The sequence below is a fragment of the Candidatus Glassbacteria bacterium genome, assembly GCA_019456185.1.
GTDB lineage: Bacteria > Gemmatimonadota > Glassbacteria > GWA2-58-10 > GWA2-58-10 > JAJRTS01.
Window position 1 is genome coordinate 12,740 of record VRUH01000015.1, and the last position, 23,475, is coordinate 36,214.

Below are 23,475 nucleotides of genomic sequence, written 5' to 3' on the forward strand. Positions count from 1 at the left end.
GGTCAGGCCCGCCACGGGCGCTCACGGTGCAGTTCCTGGTCCATCAGTTCAAGGGTGTGCTGAACGTTTTCGCGGACCTGCCAGTCGAACATGCCCACTACCGCGAAATCCGCTCCTTTTTCGAAAACGAAACGCAGGCCCTCCCTGGGCCGGATTGCCCCGGCTGCCAGGGTTTTGAACGCTATCCAGGGTACCTCGACCTGTTTCATCACCTCCACGGTCTGTGCGGGCTTCTCGGCCCAGATATTATCGTGCTTTTCCGGGTGACGGGCCGACCAGTATTTGCCGTGGTTGAGTGTTTTCATGTAAAAGTCCGGTTCGATTCCGGTCTCAATCGTGGCTTGGACCACCTCCAGCCGGTGAGCGCCGATTCCCCCCGGCATGCCCTGGCCCCGGATATACTCCACCGCCCTGCCCAGCACTTCCACATCGCCCCCGTCCAGCAGCCGCTCCGCCGCCGCGCCCTGGACATAGACCGCCGCCGCACCGTTATCGATTGCCGTGCGGATAGTCGACTTGAGGTCGGTGGCAGTGGGATAGCTTTCCGAGATCCACTGCATTTTGCCGCCGCGCTCTTTCCAGTAGCGCTGAAAAATATTGATCGGGTGCTCGCGGGGATCGGCGATAACCGTGTTGATCCCATTCAACTCACAGAGCTCGAGCGTATCGAGTATCTTTTCGTCGGTGTTGTATTTCCGCACCAGCGGAGAGACATATACCAGGTCGCGGGCGTGGGAGTAACCGCTGATCAGGTTGCCGCCGCAAATCAGCCTGCTGACTTTCAGGTCGCCGATCCAGCCGTAGTGCATTCCCTCCAGCGGAACTTCCCTCATCGGGGATTCCCGCCCGGCGGGTTTTTCCACCAGCGCCCGTTCCTCGCAGCTCAGGAAAGCGCCGGCTGCTGCTGCGCCCAGCGCGGATTTTTCGATAAACCCACGGCGGTTAATTTTCCTTTTCATTGATTCGCTCCGTTTAATAAGGTATAACTTCGGTATTCGAGAACCGTGTTGTTTGAACTTTGATATCGCTTTATCATACTTCAGGGCGCTTAACAAAGCAACCCGGATTAATGATAAATCAACCGAGGACGATTCAATGACTCGCAAAGCGCGATTGACCTTACCGGCGATAGCTTTCCTGCTCTTCGCGAGTTTGCTTTCCTGTGGGCGGGCCGTGGAACGGGGTATGCAAAGCGAAGCGGAGCAGAGCGCGGCCGTCCACCCGACAGTGGCCTGGGTGCTGGCCTGCCGGGTGGGCGAGGGCGGGTTCGGCTGTTACCCCGGCGACTCGGCGTTTACCTCGCGCACCGGCATGGCCCTCGAAGTGCTGGCAAAACTGGGGGTGCTGGACGAACTGCGGAATCGCACAGAGTTGGTGGAGTGGCTGCAGGCCAGGCGGCAGAGCGATGGCGGCTTTCTGGAAGCGGGAGACTTTTATAACGGCAAAGAACTGCCCTGGGGCAGCCGGAGCGCGCTGGAACCCACCTATTGGGCGCTGAGGTCGTTACAGCTGCTCGGTGCAACTCCCGCAGACCCTGAACGTGCCGCGGAGTTTATCGCCGCGCGCAGGGCGGAAAACGGCGGCTACGACGCCTACGAGTATGCCTTCGGCGCGGCCCCGGAGGCGCTCTATACCGCTTTCTGGGCCGTGGGTGCGCTGAAAATACTGGGCGTGCCGGTGCCGGATTCTGCGACCACGCTGGCATGGGTGCGCGCAATGCAGGACACCGAGGCGGAGCGGGGCGGGTTCTCACTGAGCAACGACGTGTGGCGTTACAGCTCGGTTGCGGGTTGTTACTACGCCATGAGGATTATGGAGCATCTGGGCGGCAGGCCGGAAAAGCCCGGCAGGACCAGGGATTTCCTGCTCAGCGAGTACGGCCAGGAGCCCGATGGCGGGTTCGAGGTGGGGCACCACCGGGGCTGGCGGCAGAACCATTACTCCCGCACCGAGGACACGTACTATGGGGTAAGGGCTCTGCAGCTGCTCGGGACTCCGCTTTCCGATCTCGACTCATCGCGGGCCAAGCGGCCCCGCAGCGACTGCATTGCCTGGCTCTCGTCGCGGCAGAACCCCGACGGCGGTTTTACCCGGTTCGGGATCAGCGAGCACACGCCGCTGCCCTCACCCAGCGAGATGAGGTCCACCTGGCACGCCGTACTCGCCCTGGACCTGCTGGGGGCTGCCATGCCTGTCCCGGCAGAACCGGTGAAGCCGGTCAACGAAATTGAACTGCACGAGCCGCTTTATGCGCACCCGTGCGTGGACAGCTCTGATCCGGCGGAGGTCTGGGCCTACCGCCGGATCGCGCAACCGATCTATGACCATTTCCTGGCGGTGAGCGGGAGCCGGATGGAGGCGCTGGGCAGGCTCAACCGCTGGGCCTCGGCCGCGATCGGGCCGCATAACGGGGCCTGGATTACTCAGGGGCGCGGTATCCTGATGCACGGCTGGGGCCAGTGCGGCACGATGAGCTGGCTGCTGCAGGAGCTGGCCACCAGCGTGGACCATGCCTCGCGGGCGAGCTTCATTATCGCCGATGTCAACTGCGAGATCCTGCTCCGGGAGGACGGTTGGGACCAGCCGCACTGGTGCCTGTTCGTCCCGTTCACCCACGAACACCCCAACCCGGCGGTCCTTCCGCCCGACGGGCGCGCCAACGGCTGGAGCGTGCTGGACATGGTGGTCGATTACCGGCTGCGCAAGCTGGACCCGTTGCGGCCCCGGCCGACCAGGATCGCCGACCGGCTGTTCTCGGATGTGCGTGTGGAGACAATCGATCCATCGACGGGGAAATGGGGCGGGGAATTCAGGATGGACAGCACCACCACCTACCGGAGCTCCGTGGCCGACAGCCTGTACCCAGGCGGAAGCTGGTAGGCGGCTAAGAGTTCAATATTATCGCAAACACATTAGGACGCACGGATTTATATAAATTAATGGAAAGTTTTAATGGTTGACAAACAATCGAGCAAAAGATTAGAATATTTGCATATAATTTGTTAGAAGGCCTTTGATTGAGCAAATGCATTCGCAAATATTTATTTATCTCATTTAATAGATGATATGCATGAAGGTTGATACTATAAAGCCAATTTTACGATGGGCAGGCGGCAAAACGTGGCTTGTCCCCAAAATAGGAGAATTATTACCTGCTAATTTTGGCGATTATTATGAACCATTTTTGGGGGGAGGAGCTGTTTATTTCAATGTTGAAATTTGCGGGAACCCCTTCCTTTCCGATACTAATGGCCAATTGATAAATGCATACAAGGTAATCAGAGACCGTTTTGAAGACTTGTGTAAACAACTTGGTAAGTATAATAACACTAAAGAAGAATACTACGAAGTTAGAGAGAAAAATTATACGGATTGTGTAAATAGGGCGGCGCAATTTATGTATCTGAATCGAACATGTTTTAACGGTATATATAGAGTGAATAAAATGGGAAAGTTTAATGTTCCTTATGGCTTTAAAGAGTATAAGATACTATTCGATTTTAGAAAATTGAAACAGATCAGTAGTAAGTTAAGAAAGGCAAAACTTGCCACTTGCGATTTTGAAGAAACTAACACTACTTTGAAAAAGGGAGATTTAGTTTTCCTAGATCCTCCATATACAGTTGCAGCCCGCAATAACGGATTCCTTAAATACAATGAAAAAATATTTTCATGGGAAGATCAAAGAAGATTAGCTAAATACGTGGATATGCTCAAGAGAAAGGACATCTTTTTTATTTTAACTAATGCTAAACATGAGTCTATCTTCAATTTGTTCGGAAGTATATGCGAACCAATTTCTGTAAGTAGGCATAGCGTTATAGGCGGATTAAAAGCAAAAAGAGGACTAGTTGAAGAATATGTCTTTACAAATTGTCTCAAAAGCGGTTAGGAGAGTAAAATGAGTCTACGGGATGGATTAAAAACTATTGACTCGATCTCCGGTAAATTGATCAACGATAAAAAATTCTTGTACTATAGAAAGACAATAAAGAAGAAAAATATAGCAGAATATGAGCAAAAGGGATGGCAAGTTGTTCCTAGTAAGTTAAAGAAATCTGTACGAATGGTATTGCTTAAGCCGCATAATATCGCATTTGAAGATAGAGTTTGGGCATTATTGGCAAAAATGGGTTTTACATATCTAAATGGCGACGCTAACTATAAAATAGACTACCAAAATGGGCTGACGAAGCAAATTGATGTATTCGCAGTTGATGATGAAGCAGCTATTGTAATTGAATGTAAATCAGCTCAAGGTAGGCGGAAAGTAAGTTATCAGAAGGAAATCAATGAAATTATTGGCTTGAAAGAAAAAATAAGAAATAGTATAAGGAATGAATTTGGCAGAAACATTAAAGTAGCATTTCTTTTTGCGACTAATAATGCAATAATCAGTGACAATGATTCGAAAAGATTGAAAGAGGGCATGATTGACCATATTAATCAAGATGATATTGATTATTTCGAATTACTTACAGATCATTTGGGAGTAGCTGCAAAATATCAGCTTTTCGGGAAATTATTTTCAGGCCAAAAAATACCTAATATTCAAAATAGAATCCCTGCGATTAAAGGAAAGGTCTCAAAAGGACATACTTTTTATTCATTTAGTATAGATCCAATGTACTTGCTAAAAATTGGATACATATTGCACAGGACTCAAACAGATCCTGAAGCAGCTTCAGCTTATCAAAGGATAGTAAAAAAAGGGAGACTAAAAAACATAGGAGAATTTATAGATACCGGCGGATATTTTGCGAATTCAGTAATAATTAATATCCAGACTAAGGGTAGAAAGAAGCTAAAATATGAAATGTCTGAAAATATCGAGCATGATAGTGCTACTTCAATGGGCATATTGCACCTGCCAAAACAATATAGATCAGCTTTCATAATTGACGGGCAACATAGATTATTAGGTTATTCGATTGCAAAAAGCAATTCTAATCATACAATACCAGTTGTAGCTTTTCATAATTTGCCAATTGATGAGCAAGCTAAGTTATTCGTTAAGATTAATCATACGCAGAAATCTGTACCTGCTAACTTATTGCAATCAATAATAGCAGATTTTGATTGGAAAAGTGATAACGATAGGTTAGCAATAAATGCTCTTAAAACACGCTTATTTGTTGATATGAATGCAGATGAAAGAAGCCCACTTTACAAGCGCATTATCCTTTCAGAGGAAAAAAAGAATGAAACAAGGTGCTTGACTCTTCAAACTCTTCGTTCATGGGGTTTTGGAAAAACAAACTATTTTGGTATTTTGAAAGGGGATAAACTATTACAGACAGGCCATCTTCATGATGTAGATTATGATAAGACTTTGAAGAAGAGTCATGAGTTTTTTACTATTTGTTTTTCCGCTTGGGAAGATGAATTGCCAGCTCAGTGGTCTATAGGGAGCGGTGAAGGTGGATTTATCTCAATGAATTTGGGTATTGCAGCTATTTTACGAGTGATTAATGATATTATTGAATTTTTAGTCCTGACAAGGGGATTTAAGCCGCAGCTACAATCAGGAGAAGAATTAGCTTTTGAAGTGGTACCTTTCTTAATGCCTGCAATTGAGTATGTAAAAAATTTAGATCAAAATGGTCTTAATAAACTTAGAAAACTTTTCGGAAGTGGCGCACCAGAAAAAGTACAAAGAGAGTTTCAATACGCTATTCACAAAAAATATTCTGAATTTAATCCACAAGGTTTGCAACAATGGATCAAGGAAAGTTCAGGAGAATTCACAAAAAAGTCCTATGCACTTGGGCATTACAAAATCGAACCGTTAATAGATGGTTTTATCAAACAAAAATTGAAAGAGGAGTACGGTGAAAAAAATTGGTGGACAGAAGGAGTACCGACTGATATTCAACTTTCATGTAGTAGAGAGAAAATATTGAAACGCTCACAAGAACCTGAATCGCATTTTTTGAATACAATATATTACGAAAAGATAATTGATAATAATTGGGGATTGCTGCAGAATTATTTTACTCCTCCAGGTTTGGAACAAGCAGGAAAAGCAAAACGTGTCGCTTGGCTAGGCTACTTTAATTCGATCAGGCAAAAATATTCCCATCCCCAACGGGAAGATGTTACAGAAAAGGAATATTTGTTTATTGAAGACTTGTATGAGTGGTTACAAAAAAAACTAGTTTAACTTTATGCAATTAGTCAACTTTACAATTTATAAGCGCATTCTGAAGTGTTTTTCATCGCCTGATCGTAACTGGCCTGGTTGACCTTTTCCTGCAGGCGGTTTATCCAGCGGTAGTCGCAGGAGAGGATCGAATGCTGGGTACGGTGTTTGAACTCGATAACCCCGTTGACTCCCGGAAATCCGGCCGCGCGCAGCATCAGGAACTGGACGTCGGTAACCTCGGTCACAAACCCCCGCCGCTCCAGTTCGGTGCGCAAGCTGCCGCACTGCTCGAATATCTGCTTCAGACTCATGTCGTTAAGTTTCAAGCCTATTTCCGGCCACATGAACAGAGGTTTGTACAGGACGTAGTCGTATTCCAGCATGTCCCTGACAAAATTATCATCCAACTGGAAACCGAACTCATCGCGCCGTTTGAACCACTCGCTGCCGGGGAACGGGGCCGGCGGGCAGACCAGCACCGAGTCTGGTTTGGTTTCCTCGACCAGCATGATATCCGCCTGCTTGAGCTTGTCCAGAGAAATCCTGCCCATCGTGGGGGCGGGGTATATCAGCGAAATACCGATATCGATCGGCACGCACTCCAGTTTCGAGGCTTCCCTCATCGCCCTGATTGTACCGACAATATCCGCCCTGCCGATTCCTTTATTCATCACGACCTCGTTGACCGTGTCGTCCCCGCTTTCGGCGCCGAGGAAAATCGCGCGGAAACCGGACCGGATCAGCAGGCGGTAGGATTCGACCACTTCGCGAAACCTGGCCGGGTCGGAGGCCTTGCGTTCTGCCCTGCCGAACATCGAGTAGATCACCTTGAGATCGCGGTCGATAATCTCCCGGGCGATCTGCCGGGCGTGTGCCAGAGTGGTGGAACTGCCCGCGTAGCGGAAAAGTCCGATTCCGTTGCCGACCATCTGTTCTAACTCATCCACAACCAATTGCGGTTTGCGCACCGAATAGCTACCGTAGGTGCTGGAATGAGTGCAGAAGCTGCATTTGCCCCACGGGCAGCCCAGGGATTCCACAATCACATGGATTCTGGTTTTACCGGGATGCTGGCCGTAGCGGGGAACAGTTTTCTCGTTGGCGTTCAGTTTTCGCCTGGTGGAAATCCTGTAGCCGCCGTCCACCCGGTACACCGTATTTTCCAGACTACCGGCCTCGGCGTCACGCACAATCCGCTCAACCAGTTCAGTCCTTGATTCACATTCCCCGGCCAGTTCAAGCATGCGGCGCAGAGTGCTTTCGCCCTCGCCCACGACAGCGAAATCGAACGCATCGTCTTCCAGCACGGCTTCCCGGTAAGTGGAAGCATGCGGTCCGCCGGCCACCACAAGCGCCTCGGGGACTTCCCTGCGCAATTCGGCAGCGAACTGGCGCGCGGCAATGTAGGATTCCCCGTACCAGGTTTTGATACCGATAATTTTGCAGCCCGTATCGCTAACATGACGGGCGAGGGCACGGATCATTTTTTTCTGCGCCCGCCGCTGCATTTTTGTCGTCAGTTCCTGACTGAACATGAAGGCAGCGCCCAGCAGTTTACGGCCCCTCTGTTTGCGGCCGATACCGTTGACCGGTCCCAGCAGGCGGTCGACCAGAAAGCCATTAATCCTGGCCAGTACCCGGGGAGTCATCGCCTCCCACTGGCTGCTGTTGGCCCAGTCGATCACCTCTACGCTGTAACCCTGTTCTTCGATATAAGTTTTCAGAATAGCCAGCCCGTTATCCAGAAAATCATCGGTGGGCGAGCGCCGTCTGGTCGAAGTTGAATTCCACAGGATCAAGTCAGTCACGGTTCAAGTCCTCAGCGGTTGAGTCGTTGGACTGCAACTTTTCACGGCGATTAAGGCAGTCGATAAAAAGGTCAACGAGATCAGGGTCCCACATCGTGCCGGCCCCGCTCTCCAGCTCGGAGACAGCCTGTTCCCGTGAGAGAGCTTTACGGTAGGGGCGGTCGGTGGTCATCGCGTCGAAACTGTCGGCGATAGCGACTATTCTGGCGTGCAGGGGGATATCTCCCCCGGCGAGTCCCTCGGGGTATCCTTTCCCGTCGTAACGCTCGTGGTGAAAGAGGACGATATCGCCCACTTCCTTGAGCGAGCGCAGCGGCTCGAGTATTTTTTCGCCCTTGCGCGGGTGGGAGGTGATCATCCGGAACTCCTCATCGTTCAAGGGACCCTGCTTGTTCAGGATATTGTCGGGGATTCCAATTTTCCCGATATCGTGAAGGATCCCGCCCATCCGCACCTGGTCGAGTTCCTTGGAACCCAGGTTGGCCGCCTTGCCCAGCATCACCGTCAACCGGCTGACCCTGTCGTTATGACCCTCGGTGTACTTGTCCTTGGCCTCGATCGCATTGGCCATGGCGGCGATGACCGTATCAGCCTTGTCCAGCAGGTCGTTGAGATGTTTCATTCGCAGCAGGGACTGGGTCCGCGCGCGCAGCTCGGACAGATTGACCGGCTTGTTAAGGAAATCATCGGCACCGGACTCGATTGCCTTTATCTTTTGACTCTGGTTATTCACCGCCGTGATCATGATCACCGGAATCAGCCTCGTTTCATCGTTCCGCTTGATCTTCTGACAGACTTCCAAGCCGTCGATCTCGGGCATCATCAGGTCGAGCAGGACAAGGTCGGGTTTTTCCCGGGCCACCAGTTCCAGTGCGACAGAGCCGTTTTCCGCCTCGATAATCGAGTGCCCTTCGTTGCGCAGCAGAAAAACCATGCCCTTGCGCAGGGTCTTGTCATCGTCAACAACCAGCACCAGAGAATTATCTCTGTGCTTGCGGCGGGAATGGCTGTGGCTGTATTTCAGTGTAGTTTCGCTCATGATCTACTCGTTGAATTTGCGGCCTGCCAGGAGATCTTCGATCACCTGCAGCAGTTTCCTGTATTCGAAGGGCTTGGTCATATAGTAGTCACCGCCAGCTTCGAGACCCTCGTTTTGCTCCCTGATCTGGCCCTTGGCCGACAGGAACATGATTTTAATTCCTTCAGTCAATTGATCTTCTCTGAGTTTTCGGCAGACCTCGATCCCTGTCATCCCGCGCATCATCACATCCAGGATCACCAGGGCCGGCAAGTGTTCCCTCGCCATCGCCAGGGCGGTCGAGCCATCGGCCGATTCGAGCGCAACGTAGCCGGCCCGCTCCAGGCACTTGGCCAGCCCTAAACGCAGCGGCGCCTCGTCTTCAACTATCAGTATTTTGCTGCTGTCGAACTCCATTTTCATCCTGTTCTTCCGTTGGTTTTTTGATACGCCGTCCCGCACAAGGCAGGGTAAAAAATACGGTGGCTCCCGTACCGATTTCGCTTTCGATCCAGATTTCGCCTCCGAGCCGTTCGATTATCGATTTGCTGATCGTCATGCCGAGTCCTGAGCCCTCGGAGTGGTGTTCAATACTCTCAAGATGGCTGAAACGGTCGAATACCTTGGGGATATCCTCACGGCTGATACCCTTGCCGGAATCGGTTATGGAAACCAGACCCTGGTTTCCTCTCTGCTGCAAGGCCACCGAGATAGAGCCGCCCTCGGGCGTAAATTTGACAGCGTTCGAGATTATGTTGGTCAGGACCTGAATCACCCTGTCGCGGTCTCCCCAGAGTTTCACGCCCTTTTCTATCCCGTCGGATGTGTAATTGAGTTTCTTGGCGTCAATCGTCGGTTTGAGGCCGCTGACCGTCTCGGCCACGATATCGGTGAGATCGAGCTCAATTGGCTTGAACGGCATCCGGCCCGCCTCGATTTTCGAAAGATCGAGCACGTCGTTGATCAGCCTGGTCAGCCGTCGGCAGTTGTCGACAATAATCGAGAGAAAGTCGTGCCGGGTTTCCTTGGAATCGTCCATGCCGTCGAGCAGCATTTCCGAGTAGAGCAGGACGGAGCTGAGCGGCGTACGCAATTCGTGGGAAACCAGAGACAGGAAATCATCCTTGGCTTTGTCCAGGGTTTTGAGCGCCTCGTAGGCGACTTCCAGTTCTTCGTGTTTTTCCTGCAGTTCCCGGGTGCGAGAGGCAACTTTGGCCTCCAGTTCGCGGTTCCAGGCCTCGATTCGCGCCCTTGAAACTTTAAGCTGGCGGGTCATGTGGTTGAATGAACTTGCCAGCACGCCAATCTCGTCGCTGCGCGTAACGGGAACCTCCTGATCCAGGTCGTCCATCGCCACCGCCCTGGTGGCATCGGCCAGGCGGTAGATCGGCAGCGCCACCCGCCGTACCATGGCGATAGTCGCCATCGCACCCAGCATGATTACCACCAGGGTAATCAGGACCGCCCTGCGGGTACCCGCGGCCACAGCCTGGTGCATGCTTTCGAGCGATACATCGAGCACCACGTATCCAAGTTTGTCGTGACGTGACGCGCCGGTTGCGGAACCGGCAGGATTGATATCGGAGGCGCCGAAAATTGTCTCCTCGCTGCTCTCGGACAGCTTGCGCTCGATATCGATCAGGGCCACGGTGCGGTGGATGTCGTTCATTTCCGTCGACAGCCACTGTCTGGCCTGACTGCTGTCGAGACGCGAACTGAAAGGAACAATTTTTCTGATCAGCGACGTATCCTGGTGGGCGATAATAACGCCTTTCAGGTCAATAATATAAGCGTCCTGGATATCGCTCTCCTGCTTAACACCAGAGATCGAAATCAGCATATTGGTCAGGTCGCCGCTGACCACGGAGAACTGGTTGTTGTAGGCCATGTTGCTGGCCAGCGAGAATGCCCTCTTGCGCAGCTCCTCGGTCAGTTCCGTGCTGTGCCTCGATACGAAGAAGGTGGTCAGGGCAGCGGAGATGGTGGTCAGCAGCGCAATGACCGCGATAATCGACTTCGTGCCCAGACGAAGCGAAAACATTTTTTCCAGGCGACCAGGACCCATCGTTAACTCCCGCTCTTGACCTGTACGGTAAGGCTCTTGAGTTCATCCGGGATTTCTATGTTCAACCTGGATGCTACTCCCTCGTTGATAAAAAGGAGATATTTACGGGGGTATTCGACCAACGGTTTGCTGAATTTGCCGTTGCCGAGCCGCTTGAGCACAAGTTCGGCAGTCTGCCGGCCGATATCCTCGTTATCGACACCGATTGTAATCGGAATTCCGGCTTCGGCGTAAATCCGGTAAACTGAAACGATCGGCACTCCGTTTTTGAAGCATTCGGTGACGACAAAGCTAAGTACCAGGTAGTTAAAGATAAGTTTGTCGAGCGGCATCCAGAATACATCGATTTCAGGGAGCATCCGGCGGAGAGTGTTGGGGATGTCCCGTTCCGAGTTGACTTTTTCCACGACCAGTTGCAATCCTATCGATCCGGCTTTCCGGCGCGCGGATTCATAGACTTCCTCGGAGCCGGGGGAGTAAATGAACCCCACCCTGCGGGCGCCCGGGAGCGCTTTCTTCAGGTACTCCAGCTGCCTGTCCACCGGGATGTTGAGGGTCACGCCGGCGAAATCCTTTTTGGTATCACCCGGCTGCTGGCCGATATGGTCGAGGACCATCGTGAATACAACAGGGAGGTTGCCGCTGTGAAGCATCGCGCTCCTGGTTGCCTGGGTGCCTACGGTTACCACCAGGGAAGGATTTGACTGGCGGAGTTCACGCCAGAACCTTTCTTCCTGATCGACCCCTTCCAAAGTGTGCTGCTGGAGGCTGACCGGGTCGTTTTCACTGCCAAGCCGCTCGCTGATTACCCTGGTGGCAAACTCGTATACCGCCCAATCCGAACTCTTGACGACTGCGACAGTCCTGCCCGGCGGGGAGGGACCAGCAGCCGCCGGCAGCAGGATTGCAGCAAGCAGGACAAGAGCCGTCCGCGGTTTCAGCGGACCATTTTTATTAAATAACAGGAAACTGAGCACAGTATTCTCTGACTTTTTTTGAGGAGAAACTGCTCTTTAGAAAGTGAGCTGAAAACCGGTGGTCATTCTTCGCCGGACCTCTTCGCCACGAGGGTACTCTCTGTAACGGTAGTCCTTCAGATTGTAAGCGGCGAGGAAAAATTCGGCATGGTCGTTCAACCCCTGCCACGAAATTCTGGCATCCAGCCTAGTATTCGGCTTCGAATCGATTACCTGATAGTCCCCTTCGTTAGTGGGCACTTCCCAGGTCGATTCTCCAGTCCTGCTGACAGAGCAGTAAGTGGAGAAATTGTACGGCAGGGACATGAAAGCTTTGAGATTGGCTTTGTGCGACGGGGGCGCCTGGCTTTCAAGCACCGAGTAGTTGTTAGTCAGGTCCTGATAGCTGTAATTGGCCGAAATTTTCATCCAGGGAGCGGGAAGCACGTCGAACGTGACTTCGAAACCATAGTTCTTGGCGCTGCCCTTGTTGATGAACGACTGTTCCAGGCGGCCGGTGGATTGATTCGGCAGTAAGCTGTCGACTCCGATATAGTCTTTGAAACTGTATGCGAACAGGTCTATCTCTGCACGGAAAAAATGCCGGGGAAAGAACGTATAACCCAGTTCGTAGGTTGTGATCTTTTCGCTTTCCAGGTCGGGTTTGCCCACCAGGGTAAAATGGGGTGGGAGTAAGGGCGAAGGCGGAAGCGGAACGTCCAGTTCGAAATAGGAGTCAGTAAAGCTCGGGTTACGGAAGGCCCGTCCAACCGAGGTCCTGAAAGTGTGACGGCTGGTTGGAGCATAGATAATACTGCCGCGCGGACTGAAACTTGTACCGACCAGGGGGTGGTGATCGATCCGGGCGCCGCCGAGCAGGCTGACTTCCGGGATGGGTCGGTACTCATCCTGAAAATAGGCGGCCAGCAGGTTCTGGTCGTGGTTTGTATCGATAATGTTGGATTCGATCGTGTTGTACCGGTAGGTTCCGCCAACCACCAGCACATGTTTATTGGCCAGCTCAAGGGTCTGCTGCGCCTCGATATCGAAAGTATTGTAGAGAATTTCCACGTCATCGGTCCCCAGAAAAAACGGGTCGCCGGTTTCATTGCCACGGTTCCAGAAAGTTTGCAGGCTGAAATCTCCATACTCGTAGTTCAGCTTGGCGTAACTGGTGGTGGCCTCGAATTCGTTGTCCATCAGCCGGACGTTCTGGGAGACAGAACCGTCGATAACGCCGCCCTCCACCGACAGCCGCTGCTGAGAGTCGAACCTGTGTTCGAGGTAGATATTACCCAGGATGTTGTTCTCGAATTCACGGGCCGGCTTGCCGAAACTGTCCATCTGCCTGGCGCCGAAGGCAAACCTGAGCGAGGTGTCTCCGAAGCGCTGACCGTGCATCACCGAGGCATAAAGCGTGGCTTGCTGTCCGGTGCGAAAGTTGATCTTGGTGCCGTTGATCTGGCGCGGGTTCTTGGTAATGATATTGATCACGCCGCTGAAAGCGTTTGCGCCGTATAGCGCTGAACTGGGGCTGCGGACTACCTCGATCCGGTCAATCTGATCGATCACGATCTGGAGCGCGGGCCAGATTACTCCGCCGAAAAAGTCGAAATAAGCCGAGCGACCGTCAATCAGGACCAGCAGCTTGTTGGACAGAATCTGGTTAAGGCCTCTGGCATTGACCTCGAAATGCGAGGCGCTCACCGTGGTGACATCCAGGCCGGGCACGAGGCGGAGCAATTCGGGGATATTAAGCGCCCCTGAGGCACGAATTTCCTCGGCCGAAATTACGGTGACCGTGGCCGGCGCACGCTCAATCCTCTGCTCAATACGGCCGGCGGTGATCACGGTCTGGATCGGCTGGAATATCATTTCTTCGGTAAATCCCTGGGCGAACCCGCCGGGAGACCACAAGAGAAGAACCATCAACAGCATGGCGGGCCATATTTTGTGGTTATATCCAGTTCCGTTCATCAGCTACTGCTCCTGGACTTTCAAAACCGCAAGTGTTCTCGCGGCTGAGTTCTCGGTTGCCCGGGGGGTGGGATTTCTCCCGTCCCCCCCCCGGGAGGGCTGTAATGCAGTGGTCGCTTCATCTATAGTTAAATATCGCACTCGCTACCGTTTCGGGGTGCAGCAGGAATTCGGCTGCGGTTTTGAGCACGGCCAGCAGATTCGACTCCTCCTCGACCCGGAAGCCGTTAACACGCAATATCGCGCAGCTCAAAGCGCGGTCGTCATCCACGATCAGTATCCTTTTAGCATCCTCGCTCATCCGATCAATCCCTTGACAAGGGCCATCAGCGATTTCTTGTCGAAAGGCTTGAGCAGGTACTCATCCGCGCCGTTGCGCAGGACAAGGTCGCGGTCGTAGGCCTCGGAGTGGCCGGTAATGGCCAGAATTTTGATTCCGTGGACGAAGCTCTGGTTCTGGCGCAGGCGACGGCAGACCTCGAGGCCATCGATTTTGGGCATCCGGATATCGATAATCAGCAGGTCCGGCTTAAAATCCCCCGCGGCGATCAGGGTTTCGTAGCCATCGCGAGAGACCTTGACCTCGTAGTGCTCTTCCTGGGCCATCAGCAGGTAGCGGATCGCATCGACCACAGACCTGTCATCATCGGCCACAAGCACACGTTTGCCTTTTTCCAGTTCCCTGAAAAACTCGTCGAGCACGGGCATGCCGTTGCGCTCCAGGAAACTGTGAAACTCCTGGCGCGTAATGCGGTTCTGTCCGCCGGGATTCCGGAATGCCTTCAGGTCCCCGTTTTTGATCCAGCGATTGATCTGCATAACCGTCGTGTGGCAGTAGCGGGCTATGTCGCCGGTAGTCAGTGGAGGGTCAGGTATCGGCAGGGCACTGTTCACGGTGATCTCCGTGGGCGGCACATGGTAACATATCTATCGAGCGACACAACTATAACAAATATAACAAATATAACGCAGGGGGTCAAGAGGTGTTGCAATTTTTTTTCCTAACGTGATCGCAGCGCTGGCAGAAATTTTCTGACGACCAGTAGTCGGGGAGTAGAGAGATTGTTCTCGATCGGAAAATGGCAGATATTTTGCAAGAATCATTCTCATAATCTGGACAATTAGCATATCGAAAATAACAAATCCAACAAGCGCAACAAAAAGATAAGTAATATAAATTAGATAAATAGCATAGCAAGGAAAAGAATAAAGATAAGCATTGACTTTTCCGTCACAGAATCCTATCTTAGATGCACACGATTATAATGCATTAATTATCAGATAGTTAGTCTCTGTAAGAAAAATGTTCCCATCTTTGAGTAAAAAACATGCAACGGTAATCCCAGCTAGTATGTTTTAAAGAGTAACCCACTAAATGCCGAAGTTTTATATAGCGCCCAACGCTTTACATACATCAAACTTTCTGCACCAGGAGAAAAGCATGGAAAAGATTATGCTATGGGAACCTGACCAGGATCTGAGGAATGCACTGGCGCTGTATATCAATAACCTAGGTTACAAAACAGTAGCCCTCGGAAGAGCGACTAACTTCAGGGAAGCGGTCGAATTGGAGCAGCCGCTTGTCTGTCTGCTGCCGGTAGATCTGGATAAGGGTACGAAAGTCGCTTTCGGGCACCTGGACCGCAAATTCGATGTCAAGGGAGTAATGTCCGTAATTCTGCCTGAATTCGTTTCAGATGACAGCGGCGAGCTCGGCCCGTCGGGTGTGGTTATCGACCGGATCAGCAAGCCTTTCGGCATCAGGGAACTCGCCGATTGCCTCGATAAGGCGATGGAAAGGAAGCATAAGCTTGTTAGCTCCCCTTTTCCGTGGGAGCAGAGTCTTGAAGTCCGGGCTCTGCGGAACACCGGCGAGTTGAAAGAGGCGCTGAAGCTCCGGTACGAGGTCTACCGGGAAGTGGGGTTCTTAGAATCCTCCGAGCACGGATTGGACCTGGACCCGTACGATTTCAAATCGACAATCTTCGGCGCATTTATCACCAATGGAGAGCAGAGCGAACTGGCCGGTACGATCAGGATTATCCAGGATACAGGTTTCGGGCTCCATCGCCGCCAGGTGGCCGAGGTGATGGCCGGGAATGGGATCGATCCGGACGCCGTGGAAGCGAGCGTGATGAGCGGATCACTCCCGGCCCTGCAGACCTTCCGGCTCAAACAGTCGGATTGCCGCAGGCTCTACACCGGCTTCGCCACCGATACAAGCCGCAGTTCGGTCCGGGTCTCGACCGGCGTGCACGAGCTGTCGCGGCTGGTGATCGGCCGCAGGCACAGGCTAAACAGCGCCGGAATGGAGCGGCGTCTCTACGAACTCGTGATCGCCCACTGCTGTGCGGCCGCTCCGAAAAAGAACTGGTTCGTTATCGCCGTGCATCCTGCCAAAACGCGGAAGTACCTACGGTTCGGCTTTCAAAACATTTCTCAACTGGGAATTCAGGCCTACATAGGTATCGATCAACCCGCAGCGTTGATGGTCTGGGACCTGCAACGCTATCTTCAGCTGCCGAATCCGTTCACCACCGAGCTGGATGAGAATATCGTGGAGTACAACTACCGCGACAGCCTGGTCAGTGCATTTCCCGACCGCAGAGTGGCCATTGTGGAATAAAACCCGCAATAGCACTGCGGACCGGCCTGAGCGGATCATTCTAGTTCTTCTAAAATACGCGAAAGCCCCGGCATCCCTGCCGGGGCTTTCGCGTATCAACAATATGGTGAGCCGTGCAGGGATCGAACCTGCGACCCGCTGCTATCTAGCAGTGGTACGATGTTGCCAATTCGTTGATCGGGGTATCGGCTTCGATCTTTCCAAATGCTTGAATTCTCTCAAACTTGGTGATACCATACGAAGAGAACTTCACGGATCATTCCTGCCCAGTTCCCTTCTCACCCCGGAGAGCACATGTCCAGACTATCTGTCTTCAGCTTGTTTATTATGTTCGCAGCATGGATAATCACCTCAGCCGGATGCAGAGATCAGGGCGGTACGGCGCAGGAAGGAACGGCGCAGTTGGACAACTCTTGGTTTGTCGGCGCCCTACCCAGCTCGATTCGTCTGGATCCGGTCAGCGGGAAAATAATCGAGGACCGGCCGGATATTTATCAGATGAGACCCCTGGGCAACCTGCTGGAGCGAAACTGGGTTTATGACGGCGACACGGTCCGGCTGCACGCGGCGCGCGGCGAGTACGTCTCCTTTCAACTCGTTATCGGCCGGGCGGCGCACGACACCCTGAAAAATATTTTTGTCGAAATGGCTCCCTTTTCGATTTCGGGAAAAAATCTCGAATACGATCCGAAACTATTTCTCGAGTGGTCGGTGAGAGTGAGAGCTATTTCCAGCGGCTATGACATCAGTTCCTACGGTCCGGGGTGGTACCCTGATGCTCTTATCCCGTTCGAGGCCATTCAGGCGGACAGTCGCACCGGGAGACTCGTTTATCCACTCACCCTGCCCGATTTCCGCAACAATATCGACGAGCAGCGCTACCTGCTGGTCTGGGTCGACCAGTTCGTGCCGTTCAACAGAGAGAAAGCTCCTCCCGGAGTCTACAACAGTGTTGTCAAGGTGCAGGTAGATGGAAGCATTAAAATGCTTCCCGTCGTGCTTAAAGTCTGGGACTTTGCCGTGCCGCGGGAAAACAGGCTGACCGGCAACATCCAGCAGAGTGGTTTTGTCCGCCGGCTGGATAAGGATCGGGAGTTGGAGTTGTACCAGTTGTTCAAGCGTCACCGGGTCATTCCTACCGATCCCAGCTATCGGCCGCAGTACAGTGTCTCGAGCTCCGGCAAGCTGACGATCGACTGGTCCGATTTCGATGCGAGGCTGAAGAAGTACTTTACCGGCCAGGCTTTTACCGCAAATTACGGTTATCAGGGGCCGAGTTATGGTGAGCCGATCGAGATTTTCGTGCTCCCCTTCAATTGTGCCAGGCACGAGGCAAGCCGGGGCGGCTGGCCCGATGTGGGTGGTGCCGAAAATGAGCAAAAGCCGGCAAACCGGGCTATCTATATCTCTGCAATCAAGCAGGTGCGTGAGCACGTGCTCTCGATGGTGGACGCCGACAAGATACGGCTGGTGGTCTTCCAGAATGGCCTCGACGAGTCCTATTTCCCGGAAGCCTGGGACCGCATGGTCTACTACGGCAAGCTGTTCAAGGAATATTTCCCCGAAGCCGCCTACAGGGTGGACGGCGGCTACAGCAAAGAGGCAATGGAGGTTATCCACGAAGCCATCGACTACTGGTGCTGCCATTCAGTAGGCTACAACATGGATACCGTCGAGGAATACCGCAAATTAGGGATCGAGGACTGGGTCTACGGTCCGATACTTTACGAGCGCCGGGGGAACAGCGGGGTCGGAAGCTCTACGTTTATCGACCTCGAGCTGACTAACGAGCGGGTGATAAGCTGGGCCTGCTGGAAATACCGCACCCTGACCTGGTGCAGCTGGGGCATCGGCAGCCAGTGGTCTCCGGCCTGGTACAGCCCGGAGACCTGGAAGCATGTTATCCGCCGCCAGGAGCAGGACACCTATTTCCGCAGTTACAACGGTAACGGCCAGGTGGTATACGCCCCCGGGGTGGTGCCTTCGGTGAACGTTATCTGCCCGAGCATAAGACTCAAAAACATGCGCGACGGTGTAGAGGAATATGAATATTTCCGCCTTCTCACCAGTCTGGACGGCAATGCAGACAGAGCGGACGCCGTGGTGAATAAAATCATCAACCGCCCGTTCGGCAGGCAGAGTCTCGGCAATCTGGACGTCTGGAATCACAATCCTGAAGACTGGGACGCCGCGCGCATCGAGGTCGGGGAACTGATCGAACAGGCGGCAGCCAGATAGAGCACAAGATGCGCATCAGCTAAAAGCCTGCCGCTCAGGACGCTTTTCAGCCGCGAAGGCACGGGGATGGTCATCTGGAAAACGAGCTGGGATGATGACGGAACGACGGTATTTTCAAATGCGGCAACTATTTCGGCGATCACGGCCACTTTGACCAGCGTAGCCTGCTCGGCCTGGCGCAGGGCAAAAGCTATCTGTTCCTCCGTGTAATGGCTCTTGCGCAAGGCAGAATCCTTCTCGTTGACTGATTATATACCAGTACTCCAATTCCGCCAAACCCTAACATTATCATTGGACCTATTTCCGGGGAGCAGGTCACTTAAATTTCTTCCAGCCAAGATCCAGCACAACCTCATCCCTGAGAATATCACCCTGCATCAGCTTTACTAATACCAGGTATGGAAAGTCGAGATTTAGCTGGGCAATCTGAACAATACCACCGGTGCCCGGAAGCATAAGCACTTCCTCTTCCATCATAGTCAGATTATTCACAGTGTTGAGCTGGATCGAGGCGTTTTCAACAGGCCTGGTTGCCGTGATACGCAATACTTCTCCTTCTCTTTCGACCTTTAAATTTTCAGGCATACCGATAATGCAGCTCATGGGGCTGGCCGGTTCTTCCGGAAAAAGAAGCTGTGTTTTGCCATCCTCCTTATTTAGCGGAATCGGCTGATGGTTCCAGACATCGACATAATGCCAGTTATCCGGATGCTCGACTTCCATGAAAGGTCCAATCAATCTTTTGCTTTCCCAGGGGGCTTTTTCCCGGCCGTCCTGATACGCAGGATAAACACATTTTTCAGTTGTCGGAAATGCGTTAACGTAAAGGTCATCGCGATAATCCGCGACAAGCGGTATCGGGTTGTCGGTCAAAAAAGCATCCCGGTTTTCACGGATAATCCTGCTGTAACGATGGATCAAGATGCGCTCATGAGGCGGGACCAGGGCGATGTCACCAAAATTATCTTCCCAGATAAAGAGGCCGTTGCCGTTGAATAAAGCATTATAAACGAGTTCCTCGCGGTTTCGCATTGCCCGGAGGGTGTTGTAAACGATATGCTCCGGGATGACGAATCGCAAAAGATCCACATTGGGCATTTTATTGCTCGTGGGCGCTCTTTCCTGCCAGCTACCTGTAATCAGGGCTGCCGTTTTCAGATTTGGCCTGCTTTCGGTCATATAAATAATATCCGGGTTGACAGCGTCAAGAGCTTCACGGAAAGACATATCGGTTTCATTCATGGTATCCAGGTAAAGCCCGTCACCGCCAATCGCTTTCAAGGCCCGGGCGCACTGCTCGGCATGATCTCTGCGGCCTCTCATGATATCCCACGGGTTGTAAGAGAAGAAAACTTTTACCCCACGTGCATGGGCCCGGTCTACCAGTTGACGCAAGCCTTCCAGCCCTCCCGGTAAACTTTCAAGCACATCGAACTGATCGCGCTGGTCGATACCCAGACGAGGATAGTTGTGCCAGAGCAGGAGATAGTCATAGCCGCCGAAATTCAGTTCGCCCTCGTCCAAAAACTCGTCGATCCTGAACCGGTTGGTTTCCGGGTCATAGATGTCGAGGCCATAGAGGAAAGTAAAATGGCCTACCGGTCGCTGCCGGTAATCCTGCTGGATCGGCCGCTGGTAATAAGTGAAATCAAAGCCGGAACGGACATGTTTTTTGAATGCATCGTACGCTGCGTGCCAGTCTCCCTGATGGGGAACAATCCGGCAGCTCAGGAGTTCTGTTTGTTCACCGGGCTTCTGAGTGATGCTGAAAGCTTTTGTCCTGAAATCATTTTTATCAGAGAAAGAAAAATCCAGCTTCGATTCGGTAATCTGAAAATAAATCCCCCTGTCGAGCTGTGTGTTGAAGATATCTATCGGCATCCCGGGGTCATCTTTATCGGTCCAATACATAAATGAGGTTTCAGGCGAATCGATACAGAAATAGTGATAGTAAGAAGCCTTACCCGGGAACAGGCAGTGCGTTTCAGCTTCGCTTCCCAGCACCATTTTCTGCATGAGGGGGAAAGTTATCCAACTGGTGACAGTCCTGCCGATAGTTGTCCATTTGAGAGGATAAAGAGGTTCTTCTTCCACAGGTGGAGAGGAATTCAACGCCTCAACCTTCCAGTCCAGCTCAGGTCCTGTGCCCAGGGAGAAGGTTTGTGTTACCACAAGGGTATTTGCGCCATATCTGGGATGCTGGGTTACCGTGAGAGAAACTCTTTCTCCTGATTTATTTTCCTCTACTGAATACAAGTAAGACCCCATGCGTCCGATTGCACAAAACATCAGCGGCGGGTTCCCGGCTAGAAAGTCGGTACCGGTGGCTTTTTCTACCACACTCGTGAGCTCTACTCCTTTGTCGAACAAGATCGTATACCGTACTGCATCATTTTCCAGAACTATATTTTTGACATTCGCTTTGTCAGGAAGGTAACTCAGACTGACCTCGGCAAACCCTCTTGCGGAGAAGATGAAGAGTAAAGCGAAAAACATGGCCAACGAAACAGGATTTTTTCTCAAAAGCCCGGTATTATTCATATTCACCTCATGGAATAGTGCTAAGTCGTAAAAAGAATTTAACTCCAATCGCAACAGGATTGTTAATCAGCATCTTTCACGCACCTGAAACCAACGGTAGCGCACCTGTTCAACGCAGGAGACATAAGCCATAACTTGGTCCGCTGGTAAGTCGTGATGGGCCCTCCCCGGAAATACCACGGACTCTCGTTCGCATTGAAATATCCGCCACCCCGAATCCATGAATAATGATGGTAGCCGTCCGACTGAAAAGTATCTGTCCATTCCCATGCATTGCCGGCCATGTCCAGGCAGCCGTACGGGCTGGCTCCTTCTGGGTAGCTGCCGACAGGCCTGGTGCTGTCGGAATCCATGTTCGCTTTAGCCGGATCATAGTTATTTCCCCAGGGCCATAATCTTCCATCAGTACCCTGCGCCGCCTTTTGCCATTCTTCCTCTGTGGGGAGCCGCTTACCGGCCCATTGGGCATATGCCTTTGCTTCCTCCAATGAGATCCAGACCACCGGATGATTTCCTTCGCCTTTCGGATAGGTGCCATCGCGCCAGTGCTTGAGGAAACAATTGGGCCATTTGGGCCTGTATCCGGTGGCCTCGAGAAATTGCTTGAACTGTTCATTGGTTGCTTCTGTCCTGTCGATATAAAAGGCGGGAAGATTGAGTTCCTTTGTCATACTGTAGCGGCGGCCGCGCTCGTCTGTGATCAGTGAGTCGAGAGCTTTGCCATCCCGCGTGCCTGCACTGTATTCCACGTGGTAAGTAAATTTCCCGGCAGGCACCAGCACCATGTCGGAGTAATCGGCAGATTTGGCAAATGCTCTTTGGGCAGAAATCAATCCAGATATAATCACCGCAAATTGGATGATAAAACGTTTATGATTCATCTTCCCTCCTGTGAAAGAGCAGTCGGTAGAAGTTACTATGGTACAAGAAAAAAATAAACACAGGTGTTTGAGGGACCTCCGTTTACAAGCTCTAAAAAACTGGGGAGACCCCCACGCAGAGAAAATCCCGCAGGCCCCGGCCTCCAAGAAGTGTCCTTTTTTTGGATACTGCATTAGCGAGTGATTTTCAGATCGTCGATCCAGGCTCGCTGCTCGTGCGGCACACCGGGCCCGAAATAGGGCAGCATCAAAAACTGGTTGATTTTCATGGTCGGGTGCTGGCCCGTGCGGAACAGTACGTCACGGTAGTCCATAATCAACTCACCGTCGTACCAGTACTGCAGCACTCCATCGTTGATCCCTTTACCGTCAACAATACTATTGAGCTTGAACCGCGCCTTGATGTGGTGCCAGTCGTTTTTGTAGTAAGGACCCGGCTGGTCGCTGAAATAAATCTTGTCCGGTCCCCAGCCCTTGCCGTTCCAGTACATTTCACCGCTCTTGTAATGACCGCCGCCGTAACCATCCGGGTCCCCGTTGCCGCCGGCGACCGATCGCTTTTCAGTCACCCCGACCAGGTTTTCTCCGGCCCGGGCCTGGTCCATGTTCTGCCCGTCCTGGATCAGCAGTCTAGGCCTGCCGCCGACCGCCTCGACGTAAAGAGTCAGGTGACTGAACGCGCCACCGTCATAAGGACCGTTTTCAGTGGTCATGAAATGCAGCATGTGCGGGTGGTAGCTCCTTCCCGACCAGTCCCAGTCAGTGCTGAACTTGATGTAGAAGCTCAGGGTGACACTTTCGGTGGGGGTAAAGAGCACCCTGCCGTGCCCGCCCACCGGTTTTCGATCTCCTTTTTTCTTCCAGTGCCAGACACAACTGTGGCCGCTGCCCTGGATATGGTCGGCCGAGGTTATTTCTAAGTCGGGACTGTCGTACCAGCCCCTGGAGGCCCAGTCCGTGTCCTCGAATTTATCCTCGAACAGGACGGTTTCCGCTGCTAAAACGGGGTTATTTAGCGGCAAGAGAAAAAGAACGCTTACGAAAAAGCCGAGAACCGCCAAGAGGGTTTGCGAGAGTTTCCTAATCCGGAAACCGCTTTTCAACCTGGATTTCTTACTCATATCTCCTCCTCCTCAGCTTTGTTTGAGTAGCCGTGTTCTTCCCAGGCAATCGGTGATGCAAATAAGCAGCGCGGTGGAAAGTCCAAAAAAAATTGCTTC

Annotated in this window: 18 protein-coding genes; 5 read left to right on the top strand and 13 right to left on the bottom strand. The window is 52.2% G+C overall.

Annotated elements, in window-relative coordinates; all coding sequences use genetic code 11:
• Positions 1 to 2 precede the first annotated feature (2 nt).
• Entirely contained in the window at positions 3 to 959 is a 957-nt protein-coding gene (locus FVQ81_07765) for a twin-arginine translocation signal domain-containing protein (GenBank protein ID MBW7996447.1), read from the bottom strand.
• 136 nt (positions 960 to 1,095) lie between these two features.
• On the opposite strand from FVQ81_07765, the gene FVQ81_07770 reads away from it, so the two are divergent.
• The 3 genes from FVQ81_07770 (at position 1,096) to FVQ81_07780 (ending at position 6,163) form a co-directional block, all read left to right on the top strand.
• Positions 1,096 to 2,880, top strand: coding sequence for a hypothetical protein (locus FVQ81_07770; GenBank protein MBW7996448.1), 1,785 nt, complete (start codon positions 1,096 to 1,098; stop codon positions 2,878 to 2,880).
• Positions 2,881 to 3,061: 181 nt separating this feature from the next.
• Positions 3,062 to 3,892, top strand: coding sequence for a Dam family site-specific DNA-(adenine-N6)-methyltransferase (locus FVQ81_07775; GenBank protein ID MBW7996449.1), 831 nt, complete (start codon positions 3,062 to 3,064; stop codon positions 3,890 to 3,892).
• Positions 3,893 to 3,901: 9 nt separating this feature from the next.
• Complete coding sequence (locus FVQ81_07780; GenBank protein ID MBW7996450.1) at positions 3,902 to 6,163, top strand: DGQHR domain-containing protein; 2,262 nt, start codon at positions 3,902 to 3,904, stop codon at positions 6,161 to 6,163.
• A 20-nt stretch (positions 6,164 to 6,183) separates the two neighbouring features.
• On the opposite strand, the gene FVQ81_07785 is transcribed toward FVQ81_07780, so the two are convergent.
• The 8 genes from FVQ81_07785 to FVQ81_07820 all read right to left on the bottom strand — a co-directional run bounded on the left by FVQ81_07785 (position 6,184) and on the right by FVQ81_07820 (position 14,863).
• Positions 6,184 to 7,953 carry a B12-binding domain-containing radical SAM protein gene (locus tag FVQ81_07785; protein MBW7996451.1) on the bottom strand — a complete coding sequence of 590 codons (1,770 nt, stop codon included), beginning with the start codon at positions 7,951 to 7,953 and terminating at the stop codon, positions 6,184 to 6,186.
• Entirely contained in the window at positions 7,946 to 8,992 is a 1,047-nt protein-coding gene (locus tag FVQ81_07790) for a response regulator (protein MBW7996452.1), read from the bottom strand. The genes FVQ81_07785 and FVQ81_07790 overlap by 8 nt, the downstream gene beginning before the upstream one ends.
• A 3-nt stretch (positions 8,993 to 8,995) precedes the next feature.
• Entirely contained in the window at positions 8,996 to 9,394 is a 399-nt protein-coding gene (locus FVQ81_07795; GenBank protein ID MBW7996453.1) for a response regulator, read from the bottom strand.
• The gene (locus FVQ81_07800; GenBank protein ID MBW7996454.1) at positions 9,354 to 11,036 is read right to left on the bottom strand and encodes a cell wall metabolism sensor histidine kinase WalK; all 1,683 of its coding nucleotides are present in this window, start codon (positions 11,034 to 11,036) and stop codon (positions 9,354 to 9,356) included. The genes FVQ81_07795 and FVQ81_07800 overlap by 41 nt, the downstream gene beginning before the upstream one ends.
• 2 nt (positions 11,037 to 11,038) lie before the next feature.
• The gene (locus tag FVQ81_07805; protein ID MBW7996455.1) at positions 11,039 to 12,013 is read right to left on the bottom strand and encodes a hypothetical protein; all 975 of its coding nucleotides are present in this window, start codon (positions 12,011 to 12,013) and stop codon (positions 11,039 to 11,041) included.
• A 36-nt stretch (positions 12,014 to 12,049) separates the two neighbouring features.
• Positions 12,050 to 13,969, bottom strand: coding sequence for a TonB-dependent receptor (locus tag FVQ81_07810; protein ID MBW7996456.1), 1,920 nt, complete (start codon positions 13,967 to 13,969; stop codon positions 12,050 to 12,052).
• 118 nt (positions 13,970 to 14,087) lie between these two features.
• Positions 14,088 to 14,270, bottom strand: a complete 183-nt coding sequence (locus FVQ81_07815) for a hypothetical protein (GenBank protein MBW7996457.1) — start codon at positions 14,268 to 14,270, stop codon at positions 14,088 to 14,090.
• Complete coding sequence (locus FVQ81_07820; protein ID MBW7996458.1) at positions 14,267 to 14,863, bottom strand: response regulator; 597 nt, start codon at positions 14,861 to 14,863, stop codon at positions 14,267 to 14,269. The genes FVQ81_07815 and FVQ81_07820 overlap by 4 nt, the downstream gene beginning before the upstream one ends.
• A 547-nt stretch (positions 14,864 to 15,410) precedes the next feature.
• On the opposite strand from FVQ81_07820, the gene FVQ81_07825 reads away from it, so the two are divergent.
• Together FVQ81_07825 and FVQ81_07830 are read left to right on the top strand one after the other, a co-directional pair.
• Positions 15,411 to 16,595: a hypothetical protein gene (locus FVQ81_07825; protein ID MBW7996459.1), complete on the top strand. Its 1,185-nt coding sequence runs from the start codon at positions 15,411 to 15,413 to the stop codon at positions 16,593 to 16,595.
• 294 nt (positions 16,596 to 16,889) lie between these two features.
• Positions 16,890 to 18,833: a DUF4091 domain-containing protein gene (locus FVQ81_07830; protein MBW7996460.1), complete on the top strand. Its 1,944-nt coding sequence runs from the start codon at positions 16,890 to 16,892 to the stop codon at positions 18,831 to 18,833.
• Here the strand turns inward: FVQ81_07830 and FVQ81_07835 are convergent.
• From FVQ81_07835 to FVQ81_07850, 4 genes are all read right to left on the bottom strand, one after another.
• Positions 18,761 to 19,057: a hypothetical protein gene (locus tag FVQ81_07835; protein ID MBW7996461.1), complete on the bottom strand. Its 297-nt coding sequence runs from the start codon at positions 19,055 to 19,057 to the stop codon at positions 18,761 to 18,763. The genes FVQ81_07830 and FVQ81_07835 overlap by 73 nt on opposite strands.
• A 91-nt stretch (positions 19,058 to 19,148) precedes the next feature.
• On the bottom strand, positions 19,149 to 21,374 hold the full coding sequence (locus tag FVQ81_07840; GenBank protein MBW7996462.1) for a hypothetical protein: 2,226 nt from the start codon (positions 21,372 to 21,374) through the stop codon (positions 19,149 to 19,151).
• Between the two features lie 62 nt (positions 21,375 to 21,436).
• Complete coding sequence (locus FVQ81_07845) at positions 21,437 to 22,429, bottom strand: formylglycine-generating enzyme family protein (protein ID MBW7996463.1); 993 nt, start codon at positions 22,427 to 22,429, stop codon at positions 21,437 to 21,439.
• Complete coding sequence (locus tag FVQ81_07850) at positions 22,429 to 23,376, bottom strand: hypothetical protein (GenBank protein MBW7996464.1); 948 nt, start codon at positions 23,374 to 23,376, stop codon at positions 22,429 to 22,431. Before FVQ81_07850 ends, FVQ81_07845 begins: the two co-directional genes overlap by 1 nt.
• Positions 23,377 to 23,475: the final 99 nt, after the last annotated feature.

Coding starts and splice junctions, on each gene's coding strand:
- FVQ81_07775 (MBW7996449.1), top strand. CDS start 3,062: ATGATATGCATGAAGGTTGATACTATAAAGCCAATTTTACGATGGGCA.
- FVQ81_07795 (MBW7996453.1), bottom strand. CDS start 9,394: ATGAAAATGGAGTTCGACAGCAGCAAAATACTGATAGTTGAAGACGAG.
- FVQ81_07810 (MBW7996456.1), bottom strand. CDS start 13,969: ATGAACGGAACTGGATATAACCACAAAATATGGCCCGCCATGCTGTTG.
- FVQ81_07790 (MBW7996452.1), bottom strand. CDS start 8,992: ATGAGCGAAACTACACTGAAATACAGCCACAGCCATTCCCGCCGCAAG.
- FVQ81_07840 (MBW7996462.1), bottom strand. CDS start 21,374: ATGAATAATACCGGGCTTTTGAGAAAAAATCCTGTTTCGTTGGCCATG.
- FVQ81_07825 (MBW7996459.1), top strand. CDS start 15,411: ATGGAAAAGATTATGCTATGGGAACCTGACCAGGATCTGAGGAATGCA.
- FVQ81_07845 (MBW7996463.1), bottom strand. CDS start 22,429: ATGCAGTATCCAAAAAAAGGACACTTCTTGGAGGCCGGGGCCTGCGGG.
- FVQ81_07850 (MBW7996464.1), bottom strand. CDS start 23,376: ATGAGTAAGAAATCCAGGTTGAAAAGCGGTTTCCGGATTAGGAAACTC.
- FVQ81_07800 (MBW7996454.1), bottom strand. CDS start 11,036: ATGGGTCCTGGTCGCCTGGAAAAAATGTTTTCGCTTCGTCTGGGCACG.
- FVQ81_07770 (MBW7996448.1), top strand. CDS start 1,096: ATGACTCGCAAAGCGCGATTGACCTTACCGGCGATAGCTTTCCTGCTC.
- FVQ81_07830 (MBW7996460.1), top strand. CDS start 16,890: ATGTCCAGACTATCTGTCTTCAGCTTGTTTATTATGTTCGCAGCATGG.
- FVQ81_07815 (MBW7996457.1), bottom strand. CDS start 14,270: ATGAGCGAGGATGCTAAAAGGATACTGATCGTGGATGACGACCGCGCT.
- FVQ81_07780 (MBW7996450.1), top strand. CDS start 3,902: ATGAGTCTACGGGATGGATTAAAAACTATTGACTCGATCTCCGGTAAA.
- FVQ81_07765 (MBW7996447.1), bottom strand. CDS start 959: ATGAAAAGGAAAATTAACCGCCGTGGGTTTATCGAAAAATCCGCGCTG.